The organism is Bacillus yunxiaonensis, from assembly GCF_037104695.1.
Lineage (GTDB): Bacteria > Bacillota > Bacilli > Bacillales > Bacillaceae_G > Bacillus_A > Bacillus_A yunxiaonensis.
Genome location: NZ_JBAWSV010000005.1, coordinates 471,254 through 490,991, shown reverse-complemented (window position 1 = coordinate 490,991; position 19,738 = coordinate 471,254). Strand labels below are relative to the sequence as shown.

Annotated in this window: 24 protein-coding genes; 19 read left to right on the top strand and 5 right to left on the bottom strand. The window is 36.1% G+C overall.

Annotated elements, in window-relative coordinates:
- Positions 1-98 precede the first annotated feature (98 nt).
- On the bottom strand, positions 99-1,046 hold the full coding sequence (locus tag WAX78_RS17140) for a COX15/CtaA family protein (RefSeq protein ID WP_336483222.1): 948 nt from the start codon (positions 1,044-1,046) through the stop codon (positions 99-101).
- 515 nt (positions 1,047-1,561) lie between these two features.
- Between WAX78_RS17140 and cyoE the strand changes: the two genes are divergently transcribed.
- The 6 genes from cyoE (at position 1,562) to ctaG (ending at position 7,459) form a co-directional block, all read left to right on the top strand.
- Complete coding sequence (gene cyoE / locus WAX78_RS17135) at positions 1,562-2,485, top strand: heme o synthase (protein ID WP_336483221.1); 924 nt, start codon at positions 1,562-1,564, stop codon at positions 2,483-2,485.
- A 92-nt stretch (positions 2,486-2,577) separates the two neighbouring features.
- Positions 2,578-3,627 (top strand): cytochrome c oxidase subunit II, encoded by a 1,050-nt coding sequence (gene coxB, locus WAX78_RS17130; protein WP_336483220.1) that lies wholly within the window; start codon positions 2,578-2,580, stop codon positions 3,625-3,627.
- 33 nt (positions 3,628-3,660) lie between these two features.
- On the top strand, positions 3,661-5,523 hold the full coding sequence (gene ctaD / locus WAX78_RS17125; protein WP_336483219.1) for a cytochrome c oxidase subunit I: 1,863 nt from the start codon (positions 3,661-3,663) through the stop codon (positions 5,521-5,523).
- Positions 5,523-6,146 carry a cytochrome (ubi)quinol oxidase subunit III gene (locus WAX78_RS17120; RefSeq protein ID WP_336483218.1) on the top strand — a complete coding sequence of 208 codons (624 nt, stop codon included), beginning with the start codon at positions 5,523-5,525 and terminating at the stop codon, positions 6,144-6,146. The genes ctaD and WAX78_RS17120 overlap by 1 nt, the downstream gene beginning before the upstream one ends.
- A 3-nt stretch (positions 6,147-6,149) precedes the next feature.
- Positions 6,150-6,488 (top strand): cytochrome c oxidase subunit IVB, encoded by a 339-nt coding sequence (gene ctaF / locus WAX78_RS17115; protein ID WP_336483217.1) that lies wholly within the window; start codon positions 6,150-6,152, stop codon positions 6,486-6,488.
- A 65-nt stretch (positions 6,489-6,553) separates the two neighbouring features.
- The gene (gene ctaG / locus WAX78_RS17110) at positions 6,554-7,459 is read left to right on the top strand and encodes a cytochrome c oxidase assembly factor CtaG (RefSeq protein WP_336483216.1); all 906 of its coding nucleotides are present in this window, start codon (positions 6,554-6,556) and stop codon (positions 7,457-7,459) included.
- A 203-nt stretch (positions 7,460-7,662) separates the two neighbouring features.
- Here the strand turns inward: ctaG and WAX78_RS17105 are convergent, their stop codons facing one another.
- Positions 7,663-8,028, bottom strand: coding sequence for a YugN family protein (locus WAX78_RS17105; protein WP_336483215.1), 366 nt, complete (start codon positions 8,026-8,028; stop codon positions 7,663-7,665).
- A gap of 214 nt (positions 8,029-8,242) precedes the next feature.
- Between WAX78_RS17105 and WAX78_RS17100 the strand changes: the two genes are divergently transcribed.
- The 6 genes from WAX78_RS17100 to WAX78_RS17075 all read left to right on the top strand — a co-directional run bounded on the left by WAX78_RS17100 (position 8,243) and on the right by WAX78_RS17075 (position 11,646).
- Positions 8,243-9,274, top strand: coding sequence for a CAP domain-containing protein (locus tag WAX78_RS17100; protein ID WP_336483214.1), 1,032 nt, complete (start codon positions 8,243-8,245; stop codon positions 9,272-9,274).
- Between the two features lie 87 nt (positions 9,275-9,361).
- Entirely contained in the window at positions 9,362-9,775 is a 414-nt protein-coding gene (locus WAX78_RS17095; RefSeq protein ID WP_336483213.1) for a YlbD family protein, read from the top strand.
- Between the two features lie 11 nt (positions 9,776-9,786).
- The gene (locus tag WAX78_RS17090; protein WP_336483212.1) at positions 9,787-10,032 is read left to right on the top strand and encodes a YlbE-like family protein; all 246 of its coding nucleotides are present in this window, start codon (positions 9,787-9,789) and stop codon (positions 10,030-10,032) included.
- A gap of 76 nt (positions 10,033-10,108) precedes the next feature.
- A complete protein-coding gene (locus tag WAX78_RS17085) occupies positions 10,109-10,681 on the top strand; it encodes a histidine phosphatase family protein (protein WP_336483211.1) in 573 nt (190 codons plus the stop codon).
- Between the two features lie 76 nt (positions 10,682-10,757).
- Complete coding sequence (locus WAX78_RS17080; protein ID WP_336483210.1) at positions 10,758-11,210, top strand: YlbF/YmcA family competence regulator; 453 nt, start codon at positions 10,758-10,760, stop codon at positions 11,208-11,210.
- Positions 11,211-11,370: 160 nt separating this feature from the next.
- A complete protein-coding gene (locus WAX78_RS17075) occupies positions 11,371-11,646 on the top strand; it encodes a YlbG family protein (RefSeq protein ID WP_154710709.1) in 276 nt (91 codons plus the stop codon).
- Between the two features lie 205 nt (positions 11,647-11,851).
- On the opposite strand, the gene WAX78_RS17070 is transcribed toward WAX78_RS17075, so the two are convergent.
- Complete coding sequence (locus WAX78_RS17070; RefSeq protein WP_336483209.1) at positions 11,852-12,241, bottom strand: DUF7147 family protein; 390 nt, start codon at positions 12,239-12,241, stop codon at positions 11,852-11,854.
- A 438-nt stretch (positions 12,242-12,679) separates the two neighbouring features.
- Here WAX78_RS17070 and rsmD point away from each other — a divergent pair, with 438 nt between their 5' ends.
- Positions 12,680-13,255, top strand: a complete 576-nt coding sequence (gene rsmD, locus WAX78_RS17065; RefSeq protein WP_336483208.1) for a 16S rRNA (guanine(966)-N(2))-methyltransferase RsmD — start codon at positions 12,680-12,682, stop codon at positions 13,253-13,255.
- The gene (coaD, locus tag WAX78_RS17060) at positions 13,243-13,731 is read left to right on the top strand and encodes a pantetheine-phosphate adenylyltransferase (RefSeq protein ID WP_336483207.1); all 489 of its coding nucleotides are present in this window, start codon (positions 13,243-13,245) and stop codon (positions 13,729-13,731) included. Before rsmD ends, coaD begins: the two co-directional genes overlap by 13 nt.
- Here coaD and ylbJ read toward each other — a convergent pair.
- Positions 13,726-14,958, bottom strand: coding sequence for a sporulation integral membrane protein YlbJ (gene ylbJ / locus WAX78_RS17055; RefSeq protein WP_336483206.1), 1,233 nt, complete (start codon positions 14,956-14,958; stop codon positions 13,726-13,728). The two genes, coaD and ylbJ, sit on opposite strands and share 6 nt — an antisense overlap.
- A gap of 107 nt (positions 14,959-15,065) precedes the next feature.
- Here ylbJ and WAX78_RS17050 point away from each other — a divergent pair, with 107 nt between their 5' ends.
- Positions 15,066-15,857, top strand: a complete 792-nt coding sequence (locus WAX78_RS17050; RefSeq protein WP_336483205.1) for a patatin-like phospholipase family protein — start codon at positions 15,066-15,068, stop codon at positions 15,855-15,857.
- Positions 15,850-16,875, top strand: coding sequence for a SepM family pheromone-processing serine protease (locus WAX78_RS17045; protein WP_336483204.1), 1,026 nt, complete (start codon positions 15,850-15,852; stop codon positions 16,873-16,875). The genes WAX78_RS17050 and WAX78_RS17045 overlap by 8 nt, the downstream gene beginning before the upstream one ends.
- Positions 16,876-16,950: 75 nt before the next feature.
- Here the strand turns inward: WAX78_RS17045 and WAX78_RS17040 are convergent, their stop codons facing one another.
- Positions 16,951-18,192, bottom strand: a complete 1,242-nt coding sequence (locus WAX78_RS17040) for a nucleotidyltransferase (protein WP_336483250.1) — start codon at positions 18,190-18,192, stop codon at positions 16,951-16,953.
- A gap of 153 nt (positions 18,193-18,345) precedes the next feature.
- Here WAX78_RS17040 and WAX78_RS17035 point away from each other — a divergent pair, with 153 nt between their 5' ends.
- From WAX78_RS17035 to WAX78_RS17025, 3 genes are all read left to right on the top strand, one after another.
- Positions 18,346-18,846, top strand: a complete 501-nt coding sequence (locus WAX78_RS17035; protein WP_336483203.1) for a YceD family protein — start codon at positions 18,346-18,348, stop codon at positions 18,844-18,846.
- A gap of 61 nt (positions 18,847-18,907) precedes the next feature.
- Complete coding sequence (gene rpmF / locus WAX78_RS17030) at positions 18,908-19,081, top strand: 50S ribosomal protein L32 (protein WP_001984764.1); 174 nt, start codon at positions 18,908-18,910, stop codon at positions 19,079-19,081.
- A gap of 129 nt (positions 19,082-19,210) precedes the next feature.
- Positions 19,211-19,732: an RsfA family transcriptional regulator gene (locus WAX78_RS17025; RefSeq protein ID WP_336483202.1), complete on the top strand. Its 522-nt coding sequence runs from the start codon at positions 19,211-19,213 to the stop codon at positions 19,730-19,732.
- The last annotated feature ends 6 nt before the right edge of the window (positions 19,733-19,738 follow it).

Genomic DNA, 19,738 nt, shown 5'->3' with positions numbered 1-19,738 from the left:
TCTTCCCCATTCGGAATTATTTCAAAAAACAAAAAGAGCTGCATGAAAGCAGCTCTTTTTGTTTTTTGAAATAATAGCTTGTCGTAATAAGAAAGTTATTACAATAGTTTCTTTTGCTGTGTAGTATGATTCATTTCTGTTTTTTGTATGTTTGTGTTACTACGTGTTACTAGCATAACTAAATAGCATAATACAGCAAATAAGCATGATATAAAGAGTGAATGCAGAAGTGACATTACTAAGCTTGCCCCTGTGAATACAACTAACATACCAGAGATTGCTTGACACATCACAAGGATAAATGCAGTGATCCACCCATAATATAGAACAGCTTGTTGTTTATATTGCCGGATAGCTATAATCATTGCGTATAAAATCCAAACAAAAATTAATGTAGCGGCAAATCGATGTCCCATTTGTATCCATTCATGAAATTGTGTTGGAAATGGACTGTTTTTGCTGCATAATGGAAAAGTTGGACATGCTAAGCTTGCATGTTCATGACGTACCAATGCCCCTGTATAGACAACAATGTAACTGTAAATTGTTACACCGTAAATATGAAATTTCATCTTCTTATCAATATTAAGTGAGTGGACATCAAACTTTTTATTAATTTCAAAGATGAGGAGTGTCAATAAAATAACAGCAGCAAACGAAATAAGAGAGATACCGAAATGAATTGCTAATACAGCTGGAACTTGTCCCCATACAACTGCAGCTGCTCCCATGAGTGCTTGGGCTACTAAAAATACGAAAGACAGAATGGCAAGGGTTTTTGTTTCACGAACGTGTCCGTAGTATTTCCAAGCTAAGACACATAGTAGTGTAACAAGAATCCCTGCAGAGCCTGAAGTAAGGCGATGACTCAGCTCAATAATTGTGTGCATTGATAGATGCGAGGAAATCAATTCCCCGTTACATAACGGCCAAGATTTACCACAGCCTTGTCCTGAACCAGTCTTAGTAACCAATGCTCCGCCAAGGAGAACACATAATAAATCAAAACTCGTAATGACTGCTAACCACTTTATAAAACGTTGCAATCCTGTTCACCAGCTTTCTATTCCAAAGTTATTGTGCAATATTTTAATGAAATACATATTATAGAAACAGAAATGCACTACAGTCCTATGATATATAAAATCTTATAAAATAGCAAAGGGAGACAGGAAAGGGGAAGATAAGATAAAAAAACACTAACATTCAGAAAATAAATTACTAATTTTAACAAAAACAGGGGATTTTATAAATAAATAAACGGAAATACATGCGGAATTTGACAAAATGGTTTATTATAAAAGGTAATTACGTGCTATTATGGAGAGAGTAGGGAAAAACTTTTTTAATGACAGACACAAAAAGTTCATGTTTTCTTCACAAATTTTTCATGAAATATGTTTTAATATATTCGAGTGAGAAGTGTATATTAATAGCAGAACCAAAAAACAACATTTCTACTGTAATAATATTGCTATATAGAAGCTAAAGAGCGTTTTATTTCAAAGAGAATGCTCATTGCAGAGTAATTATGATGAAAGTTTTAGAGGGGGTTGAAACGATGAGCCATGCAACAAGTCAATTGCATGAGGAATCAACCGTAACGGATGTGCCGGAAACAAGTCGTGTACAAGATTTATTAGCACTTGTAAAAATGGGAATTGTAAATTCAAATACATTAACGGTATTTACTGGTTTTTGGTTGGCTCTACATTTTAATGGATTAAACTTTGTGGATCAGCTGGATAAAATGTTTTTCACAATTGTTGGTTCTGCACTTATTATGGCAGGATCATGTAGTTTGAATAACTACATTGATCGTGATATTGATCATTTAATGGAACGAACAAAAAATCGTCCGACAGTAACTGGGAAAATGAAACCGAGTTTTGTATTAACATTTGGTATTGTATTATTACTATTAGGTTTCGTATTCTTGCTTCTTACAACGCCGATGGCTGCATTTATTGGTTTTATTGGAGCATTCACATATGTTGTTCTTTATTCATTATGGACAAAGAGAGCATATACGCTTAATACAGTAGTAGGTAGTGTATCAGGAGCGGTTCCACCTTTAATTGGTTGGGCAGCTATTGATCCAAGTTTGGATCATCCTATTGCTTGGATGTTATTCTTAATTATGTTTATATGGCAAATTCCACACTTTCTCGCTCTTGCGATGAAACGTGTTGAAGAATATCGCAATGCAGGTATTCCAATGCTTCCTGTTGTATATGGATTTGATATTACAAAACGTCAAATTATGATTTGGACAGTCTGCTTATTGCCACTTCCATTTTATATGAGTGCACTTGGAGTAACATTTATGGTAATTGCAACAGTGCTTAACATCGGTTGGATCGCGTTAGGGTTTTATGGCTTCCGTAAGAAAGACGACATCAAATGGTCCGTGCAAATGTTTGTATACTCCTTAAATTACTTAACAATCTTATTTATTTCAATGATTGTTGTAACATTCTTCTAAGACAACGACATCAGGGGATTTCTTTACGTTGAGATTTACTTTACTTACTATAAAGTACAATCTAATTAACAAAGAAAGTGGGGGTTGTTTGCATGAAGAAACAGTGGCGATTGCTTTCGCTCGTTTCACTAGTGGCTTTACTGTTAGGGGGATGCGGTAAAGCCTTTCAATCTACTTTGATTCCACAAGGCGAAGTAGCAAAAATGCAATATGATTTATTGTTGTTAGCCAGTGCAATCATGATTGGTGTCGTTCTTGTTGTTACGATTATTTTCTTGTATGTAATTGTGCGTTTCCGTCAAAGAAAGGGACAGGAAAACTATATTCCGAAGCAAGTAGAAGGAAATCACAAGCTAGAAATTATATGGACAGTCATTCCAATTTTACTTCTATTGGTATTGGCTGTCCCTACTGTTACATATACGTTTAAACTTGCTGACGTTAGTGCAATTGAGAAAAAGAATATTGATAAAGATACAATCGTTGTTGATGTAACAGCGAATCTTTATTGGTGGGAATTTTCTTACAATAATGAAAAATTAGTAACTTCGCAAGATTTAGTCATCCCTACAGGTAAAAAGGTATATTTAAATTTAAAGGGTTCTGATATTAAACATTCATTTTGGGTTCCGTCTTTAGCTGGAAAAATGGATACAAATCCAGATAATACAAACAAAATGTGGATTAAAGCGGACAAATCGGGCACATATAATGGTTTTTGTGCAGAATTTTGTGGACCCTCTCACGCTTTAATGCAGTTTAAAGTTAAAGCTGTTGATGAAAGCGAGTACAAAAAATGGGTTGCTAGTATGAAAGACTTAGATGGTAAGAAAGCTGTTGCTTCTACGCAAGAGCAGGAAGGTAAACAAATTTTTGAAAAGAGTTGTATCGGTTGTCATGCTACTGGATCAAACGATAACAGACCGCCTTCTGCACGTATTGCACCAAATTTAGCCAACTTCGCAGATCGTGATATGGTTGCAGGTATTGCTGAAAATAATGAAGAAAATGTGAAGAAATGGTTAAAAGACCCTGAAAGCATGAAACCAGGCAACAAAATGACTGGAAAATACGGTAATCTTACTGACGATCAAGTAGATGCATTAAATGCATATTTACAAACATTAAAAGTTGAAAAGTAAAGAGAAACTATTTGCGAAGGGGAGGTTGAAAACGTGAGTTCTGTAGCAAAAAAACAGGGAGTGGGCTCTGTAATTTGGGATTATTTAACGACAGTGGACCATAAGAAAATTGCCATTCTCTATTTAATTGCAGGTGGGTTATTTTTTATCATCGGAGGAATAGAAGCATTATTTATTCGATTGCAGTTAGCGATTCCAAACAATGATTTTCTCGTTGGAGATATGTACAACCAAGTGTTAACAATGCACGGAACAACAATGATTTTCTTAGCGGCAATGCCACTTGTATTTGCAATGATGAATGCAGCGGTACCACTTCAAATTGGTGCACGAGACGTTGCGTTTCCATTTATTAATGCTCTTGGATTTTGGTTGTTTTTCTTTGGAGGCGTATTTTTAAACTTAAGTTGGTTTTTAGGCGGGGCGCCTGATGCAGGTTGGACATCATATGCATCGTTATCACTCGCATCCAAAGGACACGGTATCGATTTCTATGTTCTCGGTCTGCAAATTGCAGGTATTGGAACATTAATAGGTGGAATTAACTTCCTTGTTACCATTATTAATATGCGGGCACCTGGAATGACATATATGAGGATGCCGATGTTTACATGGACTACTTTTGTAACATCTTCACTTATTTTATTTGCATTCCCACCGCTTACAGTAGGTCTAGCTTTGTTAATGTTGGATCGTTTATTTGGCACAAGCTTCTTTAACCCAGCTCTAGGAGGAAATACGATTATATGGGAGCATTTATTCTGGATCTTCGGTCATCCAGAGGTATACATTCTTATACTCCCTGTTTTCGGAATATTCTCAGAAATCTTCGCTACATTCTCTAAAAAACGTTTATTCGGATATTCATCTATGGTCTTTGCAACGGTATTAATTGGATTTTTAGGATTCATGGTTTGGGCACATCATATGTTCACAGTAGGTCTTGGACCAGTAGCGAATGCAATTTTTTCTGTAGCTACAATGGCAATTGCTGTTCCAACAGGTATTAAAATTTTTAACTGGCTCTTTACGATGTGGGGTGGAAGTATTCGCTTTACAACACCGATGATGTGGGCTGTTGGTTTTATTCCATCATTTGTTATGGGTGGTGTAACAGGCGTTATGCTTGCATCAGCTCCTGCTGATTATCAATTTCATGATAATTATTTCGTTGTAGCTCACTTCCATTACGTTATTGTTGGCGGTGTTGTGTTTGGGTTATTTGCAGGTGCTCATTATTATTGGCCGCTTATGTTTAATAAAGTTTTAAATGAGACACTTGGTAAAATTACATTTTGGTTGTTCTTTATTGGTTTCCATTTAACGTTCTTTATTCAGCACTTCCTTGGCTTAATGGGTATGCCGCGTCGCTATTTTACGTATTTACCAGGGCAAGGATTAGAAGTTGGTAACTTAATTAGTTCAGTAGGGGCAGTATTTATGGCTCTCGGAACAATCGTACTGTTAGTTAATGTTGTAAAAACATCTTTTTCTAAAAAACAAGCTGGTCGTGATCCTTGGGATGGCCGTACGTTAGAATGGGCAATTCCAGCGCCGACACCTGAATATAATTTTAAGCAATTACCGTTTGTACGTGGATTAGATCCATTATGGATTGAAAAACGTGAAGGGAAAAATGAAATGACGCCAGCAGAACCGGTTGGTGATATTCACATGCCAAACTCATCTTTCCTGCCATTTGTCATCTCTTTAGGGCTATTTATTGCAGCATTTGGAGCGATGTATATGCACGCGGGGAAAGAGAAAATGTGGCTAGTAGTAGCGATTATTGGTCTTATTATTACCTTTGGATCATTGTTCTTACGATCTGTAATTGATGATCATGGATACCATATTCATAAAGAAGATTTAGAAGATAAAGGGGGCAAGGCGTAATGCATGCAGAGGAAAAATTAACAAATGAAACCTTTCCAGCAGAGCCTGAAAAAGCAACCCTTGAAGGAAAGAATAAATTTATTGGATTTTGGTTGTTTCTAGGAGGCGAGACAGTGCTATTTGCGTCCTTGTTTGGAACATATTTAGCACTGAAGAACTCAACAAATGGTGGAGCCTCATCACAAGAAATGTTTCAAATGCCGCTTGTGTTCATTATGACAATGCTTCTGTTAACAAGTAGTTTAACTAGTGTATATGCAATGTATCATATGAAGAATTTTAATTTTAAGCAAATGCAGCTTTGGCTTATTATCACTGTATTGCTTGGGATTGGATTTTTAAGTTTTGAGATTTATGAATTTAATCATTACGTTCATGAGTTTAAACATACGATGAGAAGTAGTGCATTCGGTTCTGCATTTTATGCGTTAGTTGGTACGCATGGGTTGCACGTACTATTTGGATTACTTTGGATTCTAACTTTAGTAACCCGTAATGCGAAGCGTGGTTTAAATTTATACAATGCTCCAAAGTTTTACGTCGCATCAATTTACTGGCACTTTATCGATGTAGTTTGGGTGTTTATTTTCACTGTAGTATATTTAATGGGAATGGTGGGATAAACAATGGCAATAAAACAAACAAATATAAATAATCCTAAAGTTGATCTTGTTTATCGTAGAAAAAAAAGTACGGAAGAAATGAAGCATCAAGTCGTTACTTTCGGATTAATGATTTTTTTAACAGTTATTGCATTTGCAGCAGTCGCATATCCTAAAACATTTAGTCCGCTTTTTTCCGTACCATTTATTTTATTGTTAGCTGCTGTACAAGTTATTTTTCAATTGTATTATTTTATGCATATGAGTCATAAAGGGCATGAAGCCCCATCGATGTTTTTGTATGCAGGTTTACTAGTTGGATTAATAACGATTTTAACTTTTATGACAATTGTTTGGCTTTAAAAAGAATGGGGGATTGAATGTTTTATCAATCCCCCTTTTACTTATGAAAGGGAGGGTGTAATAAAGTGAGCAACTTATGGATATTTGGTTTTGAAGCACTGTGGAGCCCATTCTTTTTTCTTTTTATGTTAGCTGTTGTGATTGGTTATCTTTTAATTATTGGAAAGTATCGACATCGCTTTCCAAATGGAGAAAAAGTAAGTAAACGAAAAATTTTTTATTTTATAAGTGGTATGTTCCTTTTGTATTTTGTTAAGGGCGGGCCAATTGATTTACTTGGACATATTACGTTTAGCGCACATATGTTAGAAATGGCAGTCATGTGTATCGTTGTACCTCCACTATTATTACTTGGGTTACCGGATTGGTTGTTTCAATACATAATATCATTTCGATTTATTCGTATGATGTTACATATATGGGCAAATCCTATTGTAGCTTTATTTGTTTTTAATGGGCTATTTTCTATGTATCATTTGCCTGTTGTATTTGATGCAGTAAAGCAAAGCCAAATTGGGCATCCAGTTGTTCTTGGCATATTGTTTTTTATGGCTATGATGCTATGGTGGCCCATATTTAATCCATTACCAGAATATCAAACATTAAGTGATATTCAAAAAATTGGTTATATGTTTGCTAATGGTATGTTATTAACGCCATCTTGTGCACTTATTATTTTTGCCACTGAGCCATTGTTTGCTACCTATACAGATCCAAGTGCATGGATGAAGGCAATGGAACTTTGTGTACCAGCTGGAACGTTATCTAACTTAAATATTACAGGTCCTGATTTCTTACATTGGCTTCCTGCTTTAGAGGATCAAGAAACAGGAGGTATTGTAATGAAGATTATACAAGAAATTGTGAACGGCACAGTGATTGGATATGTTTTTTTCTCGTGGGCACGTAAAGAACGAAAAAAGGATGCAGAACAGCTTCATGCGTTACCCCCGTATTTGCAGACAAAATAAAATGAAGTTTCCATCAGTGGGAGGTTTTCATCCTCCGCAGATAGAAACTTCTCACCTATTGAGCTCATGTCAGGGGTTACCTCTGACATATTTTCTGTGTTTTTCCTAAGTGTTGAGTTGGGAGCTTATTGTCTACGGATAGTGAGGTAATTTTACAAAGCAAAAAGAAGGTATACCATTGTGTACACCTTCTTTTTACTTTATTATTCTATAATCGCTAAATCTTGCAACTCTTTTTCAATGTTTTGAAGTAACTGCTCACTTTTTTGAAGAACATTTTTCGGGAAATTTTCGTCCTCCCCGTACTCTACACCATGTGGATAATAATGTTTACCGAGAAGTGGTGTCAATAATTTAATATGGGCATGTCTGCCTCCGATGTCTCCTTCTATGGCAAAACCTTGTATACGTAAATAATACACATCTTTTAGCATTTCAAATTTATAGTCGTATGTAACTCTCTCGTAATCCCATTGCCCAGCTAGTACAAAATGATGCTTGTCCATTACCTCAGTTAGAAGTGTGAAGTCAACAACTGTACCTTCAAGTTTCGTATTTGTAAATCGCATGAAATATCCTCCTTATTTTAAACGTAAGATCCCCTCGATTTTATAATAGTACGAATAGTAAGAAAATACAATTCGTATAGAGAGAAAAGGGATAATATCTACTTTTATGCAAGAAATATGATATAGTGAACATAGTGTGGTACACACAAAATAGAGAAAAAACAGTTTTGTTTGTGTATACCTCAATTTCATGGGTATTCAGGAGGTATATAATTTGAAAAAATTGTTCCGTATCATAGTAATTACTATTCTTATTTTAGCAATTGATTTATACGGGAATTTACTCGTTTCTCAATATATATTACAATCTCCGCATTCAAAATCAGAGCATAAAATCGTAAAAATGAAAAAAGAAAATAAAGGTGTGCCAGAAGCAATTCCGCAGCTACTTGGTAGTGACCCTGAAAATTTGTTAGTGAAGTGGGGCGAACCGGCGCGAATTGAACCATCTGCATATGGTTATGAATGGTGGATATATAATCAAGATTTATCACAATATGTGCAATTTGGAATTTTGGATCATAAAATTGTTACGATTTATGTTGGTGGAGAGAAAGTGAATATTTCTCCATTTCATATTGGTGAAAGATATGAAGATGTTTATAAAAGGAATCCGTTTTCATATGAAATTTCACTTAAAATGGGGAAAAACAGTTATCAATTTGAATTGTCTGATGTTGAAGTAGCAGAACAACCACTTGTTTCTATGGAAGAAGGGTGGGCGCAATTATATTTTGATCATTTTACACATAAGCTTGTCGGTGTTCGTTATATGGATGATGAAACGTTAATAAAGCAAAGGCCATATCAACTTGTATCTTCTGGGGAATTAACGAATCCACAACCATTATCACCAGAGCAAATGAAGCAAGTTGAACAAGGAAATGCACAACAAATTTTAGATTTGACAAATGTAATTCGTAGTAGTTACCACCTTCCATTATTAGTATGGGATCAACAAGCGGCGGTAGTGGCATATGAACATAGTAAAGATATGAGAGATAACAATTATTTTTCGCATGACTCACCTTCATTTGGCACGTTAGGGGATCGCTTGCAAAAAGGAAATGTATCATTCCAACTAGCGGGAGAAAACATCGCAGCCCAGCATGGTGATGGGATTGCGGCAGTGCAAGGATGGTTAAATAGTGAGGGGCATCGAAAGAATTTACTAAACGAACAATTCACTGATTTAGGAATTGGAGTGTATGATAAATTTTATACGCAAAATTTTATTCAAAAGTAAGGTGTATGAATTGCCTAAAAATGGGCGAACCATGCGCCTTTTTTTTCTTACAATATAGTAGAAGATACATCTGGTGAGGTGATTGTAATGACAGCGGTGAAAGGAGATTTACATCCTTCTATTCAACAATTCAAAGAGTTTGTACGCCAGCATCCAAAGATGGTTCATGACGTTCGAAATGGAAAGAAATCGTGGCAACAATTTTATGAAGAGTGGTATTTACTTGGAGAACAAGATGATGTATGGAATCATTACAAAGTGAACGGAGAGACGATTCCTCCTTCTGTACAAGAAGATCGCGGAGAAAAATCTGAGGACTTTATGGGGCAAATGGTATCGTTTTTTAAAAAGTTAGATGTGGACCAGGTGCAGCAGCATTTAGCAAATATGACCACTGCACTTGGAAGCGTGCAGCAAGTTATTCAACAGTTTCAAGGGAACCGAGCACCAAAACAGCAACGTAATTCGGAAAATAATCCGTTTTTCTTTCAAAAAGATTAGGAGGAAAAGTGATGAGAAAAGAACTCATCGAATTTGTGAGATCGAATGAAGATTTACAGAAATATATTCGGGAGCAGCCGTATTGGTATCGGAAACTTTCTAGAAATCCAAGTGAAAAGGAATCATTTGAACTGGCAGCTATGCAATATTTTAAAAAGACAATTCCAGACAAGGTAGCTAAGTTTCAAAACCAGTTATCGGTTGCTTCTCTAATGATAGATATGTTTCAATATATGAAACAGCAAAACGTTGATTAACTGGAAGTAAAAACTGTGTCCGTCATGCGAAACTTTTGTTACAATAAAAAGGAATTCTGGAAAAAGGAGTTACAGCATGACGGAAATTTGTTTAGTACGACATGGACAAACTGATTGGAATTTTCAAGAGATTATTCAAGGGAGAGAAGACATTCCTTTAAATGAAATTGGAAAACAACAAGCAGCGCAGAGTGCAGAAGCATTACGCTCTGGAACATGGGATGTAATCATTAGCAGTCCTTTAGTGAGAGCGCACGAAACGGCACAAGCAATTGCTGATGCGATTGGGATAAATACAATTCATCTTGATGAACGTTTTATAGAACGCAATTTTGGTGCAGTATCAGGGAAACCAGTTGATGAAGTAAGGCAGCTCATTGCTGATGGGAATGTCGAGGGCATGGAAACAGAGGAAGCAATTGTAGAGCGTTGTTTTTCTGCATTAAAAGATGTTGCTTGTCAGTATGATGGGAAACGAATTATTATTGTTGCGCACTCTCATGCTATTAAAGCGATTCTTCATGCGATTGTTCCAGGTGAAATTACGTTTAAAACGTCTTTGAAAAATGCATGTATGAGCTATGTGAAACAATCAAAAGGGAAATGGACCGTATTAAGATATAATATTGCAGAACATATCTCTTTATAAGTTATTTTTAAGTGGGAACGCAAAGTTAGTAGTTCCGTTATAAATGTGATATGATTAGTATTCGGAGGTGTCTCTTATGATACTAGCGACGCTAGAGAGCGTAATGATTCTAGATGAAGCCGAACAATTAGCGAAAGTAATTGTTTGTTCAGATATAGCTGAGCGTTATCGCGAATGCCATCATGCATTGCAGCAAAATCAAGAAGCACAAACGTTAATTAAACAGTTTACAGATCTGAAGGAACGATATGAAGAAGTACAGCGTTTTGGGAAATATCATCCGGATTTCACTTCAGTTTCTGCACAAATGCGAGAATTGAAGCGGGCGGTAGATTTGCATGAAGTGATAGCTGCTTTTAAAAAAGCAGAAAATGAATTGCAAAAGCTATTAGATGAAGTCAGTACAGTAATTGGGATGGAAATCTCGACTTCTATTAAAGTTCCAACAGGGAACCCATTCTTTGATGCAGGTGGATGTGGAGGAGGTTGTGGTTCTGGTGGTAGCTGTGGGTGCAAAAAAACGGGGTGATTTGCCCCGTTTTTTAGGATATAGAAGAAAATAGATACAAAAAACATCCACTAGTATCCTTTGGTGTTGGAAGAACTGATCAGGACTTGTATGTAAAGTTATAAATTTCTGTGTGTGTTTGTAAAATAGAAAGAATGAAATTATATAAAAGGAGAAAATTATGTTTGGGCAACGACAAAGTATGATTGTCTATCTACATTCCTTAAAACACGCTAAAATTTTAAGGAAATACGGAAACATTCATTACATATCGAAGCGGTTTAAATATGCCGTAGTGTATTGTGATATGGAGCAATTGGAACATATGATGCAAAAATTAAATAAGCTTCCGTTTGTAAAAAAGGTAGAGCCATCTTATCGCCCATTTTTAAAAACGGAGTTCGAAAATTCTAGACCAGATCGTGCAAAAGAATATGATTATAATAAGATTGATTAAAAACCCACCAAAATTTTGGTGGGTTTTTCTTGTATTATTTGCATGTAGAACTAGTAAGATTTTCTTAGTGGGAATTTCACTTTCCCCCCGCATTAACAATCGGTAAGTTAATTTTTCCTAGAGCGTTACTTCATATCGACTGTAAGACCCCGATTGGTAAAAGTTTTCCATCAGTGAAAAACCGTTCCCAGAAGGAAGTTTCACTTTATTGCATTGGCGGGATGAAATGGTTCATTCGCAATATACCAATGAGATGGTTGAAATATAATTCTTTCTCTGGAAACATTGTCGATGGTTTGACTGTGAAAGAAACGACTTGTTTACCAATTTCTGAAGCGGTATTTTCAAACAAGGCAATGCGTTTGCTTTGTTTATCTTTTTCCACAGGAATTCCTTCTAGACATATGTATAATGGCTGAAAATTGCCTACTGCTGTTGGATGTAGAACAACAGCAAGAGAACAAACTGATTTATTATCTTTTAATGTGTGAAATTGTAACATATGAGATACACGGTGTTGGTTTGCCTTTGCGATTTCTAGTAATTCATATAAATCAGAGTAACCTTCACCTAGCTGAATAAAACGTTGAATCATGATTTTCCCTCCTTCTTCTTTTACTGTATCATTTCATTTTTAAAATGAAAAGAAGGCAAAGAAAAAACCCTGCCGAAGCAGGGCCCTTCTTACACTAGTATGACTAGCAAGAAGGCAAAGGGAGAGGAGAAACCGGAGGAAGAACTTATGGGGAAACGTAAGTCTTCTCCGCGGTTGGCAACAACATCGAAGGTGATGTTGTTATCCTTATTTATGTCCAAACTATATAAAGATATACATTGTAAAATTAAAATTTCTCTTTTGCTTTTTATTTTTCTTTCATATGTTTTATGATAGGATAAAAAAGATGAATATACATAAAGTGAAGTTTCCATTAATGGAAGTCTTACTGTTCGCAAGTAGTGGGTAACATTGAGCTTGCGCAAGAATGATTTATATGAACAATCTGTTAGAAAGAGATAAAGGTAGTGACAAATTATGAGAGTAGTTTCAGGAAAGTGTAAAGGTCATCCTTTAAAAGCTGTACCAGGTAACACAACGCGCCCGACAACAGACAAGGTGAAAGAAGCCATTTTTAATATTATCGGTCCTTATTTTGAAGGTGGTTTAGCTCTTGATTTGTTTGGAGGAAGCGGTGGTCTTGGTATTGAGGCTCTTAGTAGAGGGATAGATAAAGCTGTTTTTGTTGATCGCGATGGAAAGGCTATGAAGGTTATCCATCAAAATTTAGAAAGTTGCAGGTTAGAAGCACAAGCTGAAGTATATAGAAATGATGCAGAACGTGCTGTAAAGGCGCTTATGAAACGTGAGATAGCGTTCGATCTTGTACTATTAGATCCGCCGTATAAAGATCAAAAGATTGTCTCTTTAATTAGTATAATGGATCAACATGGTCTATTGAAAGAAAACGGAATTGTTATGTCAGAACATGGGGTAGATGTAGAATTACCTGAAACAATTGGAAGACTTGTGAAGGTGAGAGCTGAAAACTATGGTATTACAGCGATTTCGATTTATAAGTATGAAGGTGAGGGGACCGAATGGCAAGCATAGCAATTTCTTCGGGAAGTTTTGATCCGATTACGCTTGGACATTTAGACATTATTAAGAGGGGGGCAAAAGTCTTTGAAGAAGTATATGTTGTTGTTTTAAACAATTCATCAAAGACACCACTTTTTACGGTAGAAGAGCGTTTAGAATTAATTCGCGAGGCAACAAAAGATATTCCGAATGTAAAAGTTGATTCACACAGTGGTTTATTAGTAGAGTATGCGAGGATGCGTAATGCAAATGCGATTTTACGTGGTTTGCGCGCCGTATCTGATTTTGAATATGAAATGCAAATTACATCCATGAATCGTAAATTAGAAGAGAATGTAGAAACATTTTTTATTATGACAAATAATCAATATTCCTTTTTAAGCTCAAGTATTGTAAAAGAAGTAGCGCGTTATGGTGGTAATGTCGCTGGACTCGTTCCGCCAATTGTAGAACGTGCTTTAAAAGAGAAGTTTCAAACCCCGTTATGATGAACGGGGTTTTTTGCTATTGATAAAACGCATGAATAGTAACATAACGTATAAATATAAACAAAACAGTGTAAAGATTGGACCATATGTAACTAGTAAGGCCCATCCTTTTGTTAGCAGGGTAGATTGTTGAGATAAAAAGACTGGTATATCATATTGGGTAGGTGAAAAAGAATGTAATCTTTCATAAAGTGGTCCCCAAAATATATATGTATAGATTGGAGCAAGGATACTTTGAATAATTCGTGCGATAAAATATGGTTTAAAACGAATGTCTGTTTCTGCTAAAATACTGGCAACTTGAGCTTGAATGGAAAGACCGCTAAATGCTAAAACGAAACTTGTCATCATGGCTTGTTGTAAAATAGAAGTGTGCTCTGTTTGACTAATCATTTGGCTCCCGAGTGTCATTTCAAAAAGACCAGACAAGATAGGGAAACTAAAGTAAGGCGAAAGTTGAAATACAATTAATATTTGTTTCATAATAAGAGCAAGGAAAGTTGTAATATGAAAAACTGTTAGCATTTTATTGAAAACAGAGAATAAAATAATAAACCCGCCAATCATAAGTAATGTTTGAATTGAAGAAGTGATAGCGTCACCGATTAATTTGCCAATGGGGCGTTTTTCTTGTAATCGAGTTTTATGAAGAACGGAAAAGGCGTGCCGCAATGGAATGGACGTTGAATGTTTCTTTGTTTTTGTTTGTGTGTGTCTATCTTGGTAAAAGCGCATGAGTAGTCCAACTGTGAAGTTACTGACATAATGGGCAGCTGCTAAAATGAGTCCTAGTTTTGGATTGTCAAAGAAACCAATCGCTACAGCACCAAAAATAAATAATGGATTAGAAGAGTTTGTGAAAGACACAAGGCGCTCTGCTTCAATTTGTGTAAGTTGATTTTCCTGGCGTAACCGAGCGCTTAATTTTGCACCTGCAGGAAAGCCAGAGGCCATCCCCATTGCCCATACAAATCCTCCGATACCAGGTACACGAAAGAGTGGACGCATAAGGGGTTCTAATAACACACCAATGAATTTTACAATCCCTAGTCCAATTAGAAGTTCTGCAATAATAAAAAAAGGTAGCAATGAAGGAAAGACAACCTCCCACCATATATTTAACCCTCGAATAGATGCTTGCAGTGCTGCTTGGGGGTGGAGTACGAGAGAAACTGTAAAAAAAGTGACCGATATGGTGAGAAAGCCGGTTTTCCATTTTTCGTACATTTTGTATCCCCCTTTGTCCCAAATGTTCATTTCAGTATACGAGGATACATGGTGAAATTAGACCATAAGTATAAAAAGAGAGTGAAAAAATTTTGAGGGTGAAGAAGATGAGAGAACCGAAAATTGGGTTAGCACTTGGGTCAGGAGGCGCAAAAGGATTTGCGCATGTAGGTGTTATTAAAGTGTTAAGAGAGGCGGGAATACCTATTCATATGATTGCTGGGAGCAGTATGGGAGCGCTAATAGGTACATTTTATGCAGCAGGATGTAACGTTGACCGTTTGTATCGTTTAGCAACAGTATTTAAGCGGAAATACTATTTGGACTTTACTGTACCTAAAATGGGATTTATTGCTGGAAAACGTGTTAAGGATATGATTAAAATGTTTACATATAATAAAAAATTAGAAGAACTGGATATCCCGACAGCGGTCGTAGCAACTGATATTCTAAATGGTGAAAAAGTTGTTTTTACACAAGGTTCTATTGCAGATGCTGTCAGGGCAAGTATTTCTGTACCCGGCATATTTGTTCCGGAGAAAATAAACGGAAGGCTACTAGTTGATGGGGGAGTGATTGATCGTATTCCAGTATCAGTAGTGAAAAAATTAGGGGCTGATATTGTCATTGCCGTCGATGTATCCCCTATTAAGGTCAATGGTGAAGTTACATCTATTTATGATGTCATTATGCAAAGTATTGAAATTATGCAGCATGAACTTGTAGTAAATAGACAAATTGCATCAGATCTTATGATGCATCCTGCTGTAGAACAATTTAGTTCACGGGCCTTTACGAATATAGAAGATATCATTCGTGTTGGAGAAGAAGAAGCGCAGCGGCATATTCAAACGATTTATACTTTGATTGAACAGTGGAAGGAGAAAAAGGATGTTTAAAAAGTTTCGGTATTTATATGCATTACTCATTGGAGTTATAGTTGCAATGTTAATTGTGTTTGTTCCTCTGCCATACTATATTACAAAGCCAGGTATGGCAGAGAAGTTAGAGCCGTACGTACAAGTTGAGGGAGGGAGTAAAGAGAAGGGTGATTTTATGCTCGTTACGGTTTCAATGGGACGAGCGAATGTTGTTAATTTTCTTTCTGCTAAATTTAACAAGTATGCTGAAATTTTAAAAACAGAAGAAATTTTACAAAAAGGTGAAAGTGATGAAGAGTATCAATTTCGCCAAGTGTATGCAATGAAAGATTCGCAAGATGCTGCAATTTATAATGCATATAAACGAGCAAACTATCCTGTTAAGTTTGAAAATCAAGGGGTACTCGTAGTAGGACTTGCAGATGGTATGCCGGCTACTGAGAAGTTAAAGCTTGGCGATCGTATTGTTGCTGTGGATGGACAACCATTTCAAACAGCAGAGCAGTTTATTGCGTACATGAAAACAAAAAAACAAAATGATGAAGTAAGTATTAAGTATGTACGTGAAAAGAATGAGAAAGAAGATAAATTTGTACTAAAGCCAATTCCGGAAGATAAAAGTCGTGCCGGCATTGGGATTTCTATTATTACGGATAAGAAACTTACAGTAAGTCCTAACGTGAAAATTGATGCGCATAAAATTGGAGGACCTTCTGCTGGGCTTATGTTTACATTAGAGATTTATAATCAGCTTGTAAAAGAAGATATAACAAAAGGCCACGAAATAGCTGGGACTGGAACAATAAATGAAAAAGGAGAAATCGGTCCAATTGGAGGTATTTCTCAGAAAGTAGTTGCCGCTAATAACGCGGGTGCAGAAGTATTCTTTGCTCCAAATGAGAAGGGAGCAAAGAATTCAAATTATAAAGAAGCAGTAAAAACAGCTAAAGATATAAATACAAAAATGAAGATTATACCTGTGGATACGTTAGATGATGCAATAGCATATTTGGACAAAATGTCAGAAAAAAAGTAAATCCTCTCGTTTAAGAGAGGATTTTTTTATTACGCTACTTGCAGGTAGTAAGACCTACCGGATGAAAGTTTTACTTTATAAAAACACACGTTGCGTTTCGTCATACCGAATCGGATGCTGCGTTATATCACGCTTTATCATTTCACCGCAAAGGGGCTCTTGTAAGATAGAGTAATAAACAGCGCTTGCTTTTCGATCTATATCTAGAAGGGGATGCTGTAACGTTTTTGTATGAGAAAGCAAAGGAAGAGTTATTTGTTTTTTTATACTGGATATATATGTTTGTCCTTTCTGGGACATGCCGAGTAAACGGATATATTGTGCGTGCTGTTCTATGTGAGCTTTTTGCATCTCTTCTTTCGTTGTGTTTGTTAAAATATGAGTACAAATACGCTGCAGTCGTGTCCATGTATAACGTTTTGTTTTTAATGCTTCCATAAATATCGTGAATGAAGTTGCTTCCCGAATAGAAGACAAAATCCGATGCTCCAATCCTTCCTCTACTTCATATATACGTTGTAATTGAGAGGGGGACATTGTCAAGAGTTTATATTTTAGTAAGTGAAAATAATGTTCCCAGTTATGTAGTAGGTGATAGGAATGTTTATATTGCTCTAAAAGTAGCTTTGTTATGTTTGGAACAAATGGAGCAATTGCTGAAAAAGTTTTCTGTTCATGAAATAATTGTTTACGGATGCTCGTTGCACTGGCAATTCGTTCATCTTGAAATGTTTCATCATGATAATGCGAAGCAAAACGCTTAATTGTACTTGCTTTCATTGAACTTTTTTGCTCAATAATTGCTTTTGTGTAATGGAGTCCTAAAATATTATTTGGCTCTGAGACATCAATAGTAGCTACGTTTTTTTGTAAGGATGAAAATGCCTCAGAAGTGGCTTTTGCGTAACTCATTCCAGTTTTTATGTATTGTTGTACAAGGTGATTAAATAAATCCTGCTCAGACTGGTGTATCGTAATTGTATTGTGGAAATGTTCGATATTACCACTTTCGCTTCCAAAGCAAATTTCAGAGACGTGAAGAGCATCTAATATTGAAATAGCACCGTTTGCAAATGTTTCAGCTTTTTGTGTTGCAAAGGCATAAGGAAGTTCAACGACAATATCTATTCCGTTTGCTAATGCCATTTGTGTTCGCGCCCATTTTGAAACTAGGGCTGGCTCTCCTCGCTGTAAAAAGGATCCGCTCATAACAGCAATAATTATATCGGCATTTGTTAACTTTTTGGTTTGTTGCACATGATAAGCATGACCGTTGTGAAACGGATTATATTCAACAATAATGCCGCTAGCTTTTATAATAATCTCTCCTTTCAGTGTAGCATCTTTTCCTAAAACATGATAATCTATATATTACTTCCTATAATGATTCCATTATAGTGTAAAGAAAAAATATTGACAAATATACAATGGCTAGCTATAATTTTGTTTGTTGCCTTGAGGTGATATGATATGAAATGGTCCATCCATCAATTGAACAAATATCGACATAAAGGACTAACGTTGGATGAGATGGTAGATGTAAGTGAGCTAAAAAATGTTGAGAAAGATGTTCGAGACGTTACTCCTGTTCATGTGACAGGTAGAGTTGATTTTGGCTCCAACAAATTTACGTTCCATCTACATATAACAGGAAGTATGGTATTACCATGCTCTAGAACGTTAGTAGATGTAACATTACCATTTGACATTGAAACAACTGAGGTGTTCTTAGTTTCGAAAGAAGATTACGAAACCGAAGCAGATTTTCATTACTTAGAAGGAGAAGTACTTGACTTACTCCCTGTAATTAAGGAAAATATACTATTGGAGATTCCAATGCAAATTTTCAGTGAGGATGTTTCTGAAGGAACACCGATGCAAGGTCGAGACTGGCAAGTGATTTCGGAAAAAAGCGAAGAAAAGCCTGTTGATCCAAGATTAGCAGGACTTGCGAAGTTTTTTGACAAATAATCAGAAGACCGGTTCAGGCCTTCATATGAAAATAACTCTCTCTTTTAAGGAGGTGGGAAGAATGGCTGTACCTTTTAGAAGAACTTCTAAAACAGTAAAAAGAAAGCGTCGTACGCATTTCAAATTATCAGTACCTGGTATGGTAGAGTGCCCAAGCTGTGGGGAAGCGAAATTAGCTCACCGTGTATGTAAAGCATGCGGTACTTACAAAGGTAAAGAAGTAATCAGCAAGTAATTGCGAAAATAAACGCAGAAGGGAAACCTTCTGCGTTTATTTTTTTAACTTTTTCTTTACATGTTATTCTTCTATCTTTTCTAGTAACTGCATATGTTTAATAAAAAATGCATAAGGAGGACTAGAGAGATGGCAACAACAAGACAAGATGCATGGACTGATGACGAAGATTTACTTCTGGCAGAAGTAGTGCTCCGGCATATTCGTGAAGGGGGAACGCAACTTTCTGCCTTCAAAGAAGTAGGAAGACATTTATCACGTACACCTGCTGCTTGTGGATTTCGCTGGAATTCTTACGTGCGTAAACAATATAAAGAACGTATTGAAGAAGCAAAGCGAATGAGGAAAACTGAAAATAATGAAGCGCAAGAACAGAAGAAAGAGAGAATAAATTCTCTTTCATTAACATTAGAAGATGTAATTGTTTTTTTACAAAGATATAAAGAAGAAGAAGAAAAGACGGATTTATATAAAAAGATTGAAGTGTTGCAAAAGGAAAAAGAAGGGCTTTTGCAGCAGTTGTCGTTGTATGAAGAAGAGTATCGCACTTTATTTGATTATATTGACAGAAAAAGAAGTGCGATGGTATTAGAGCCTTCCGAAAAAGAGAGAAAACGGGAAAAAGGAATACTTGAAAAAACATCAAAATAAAAACAG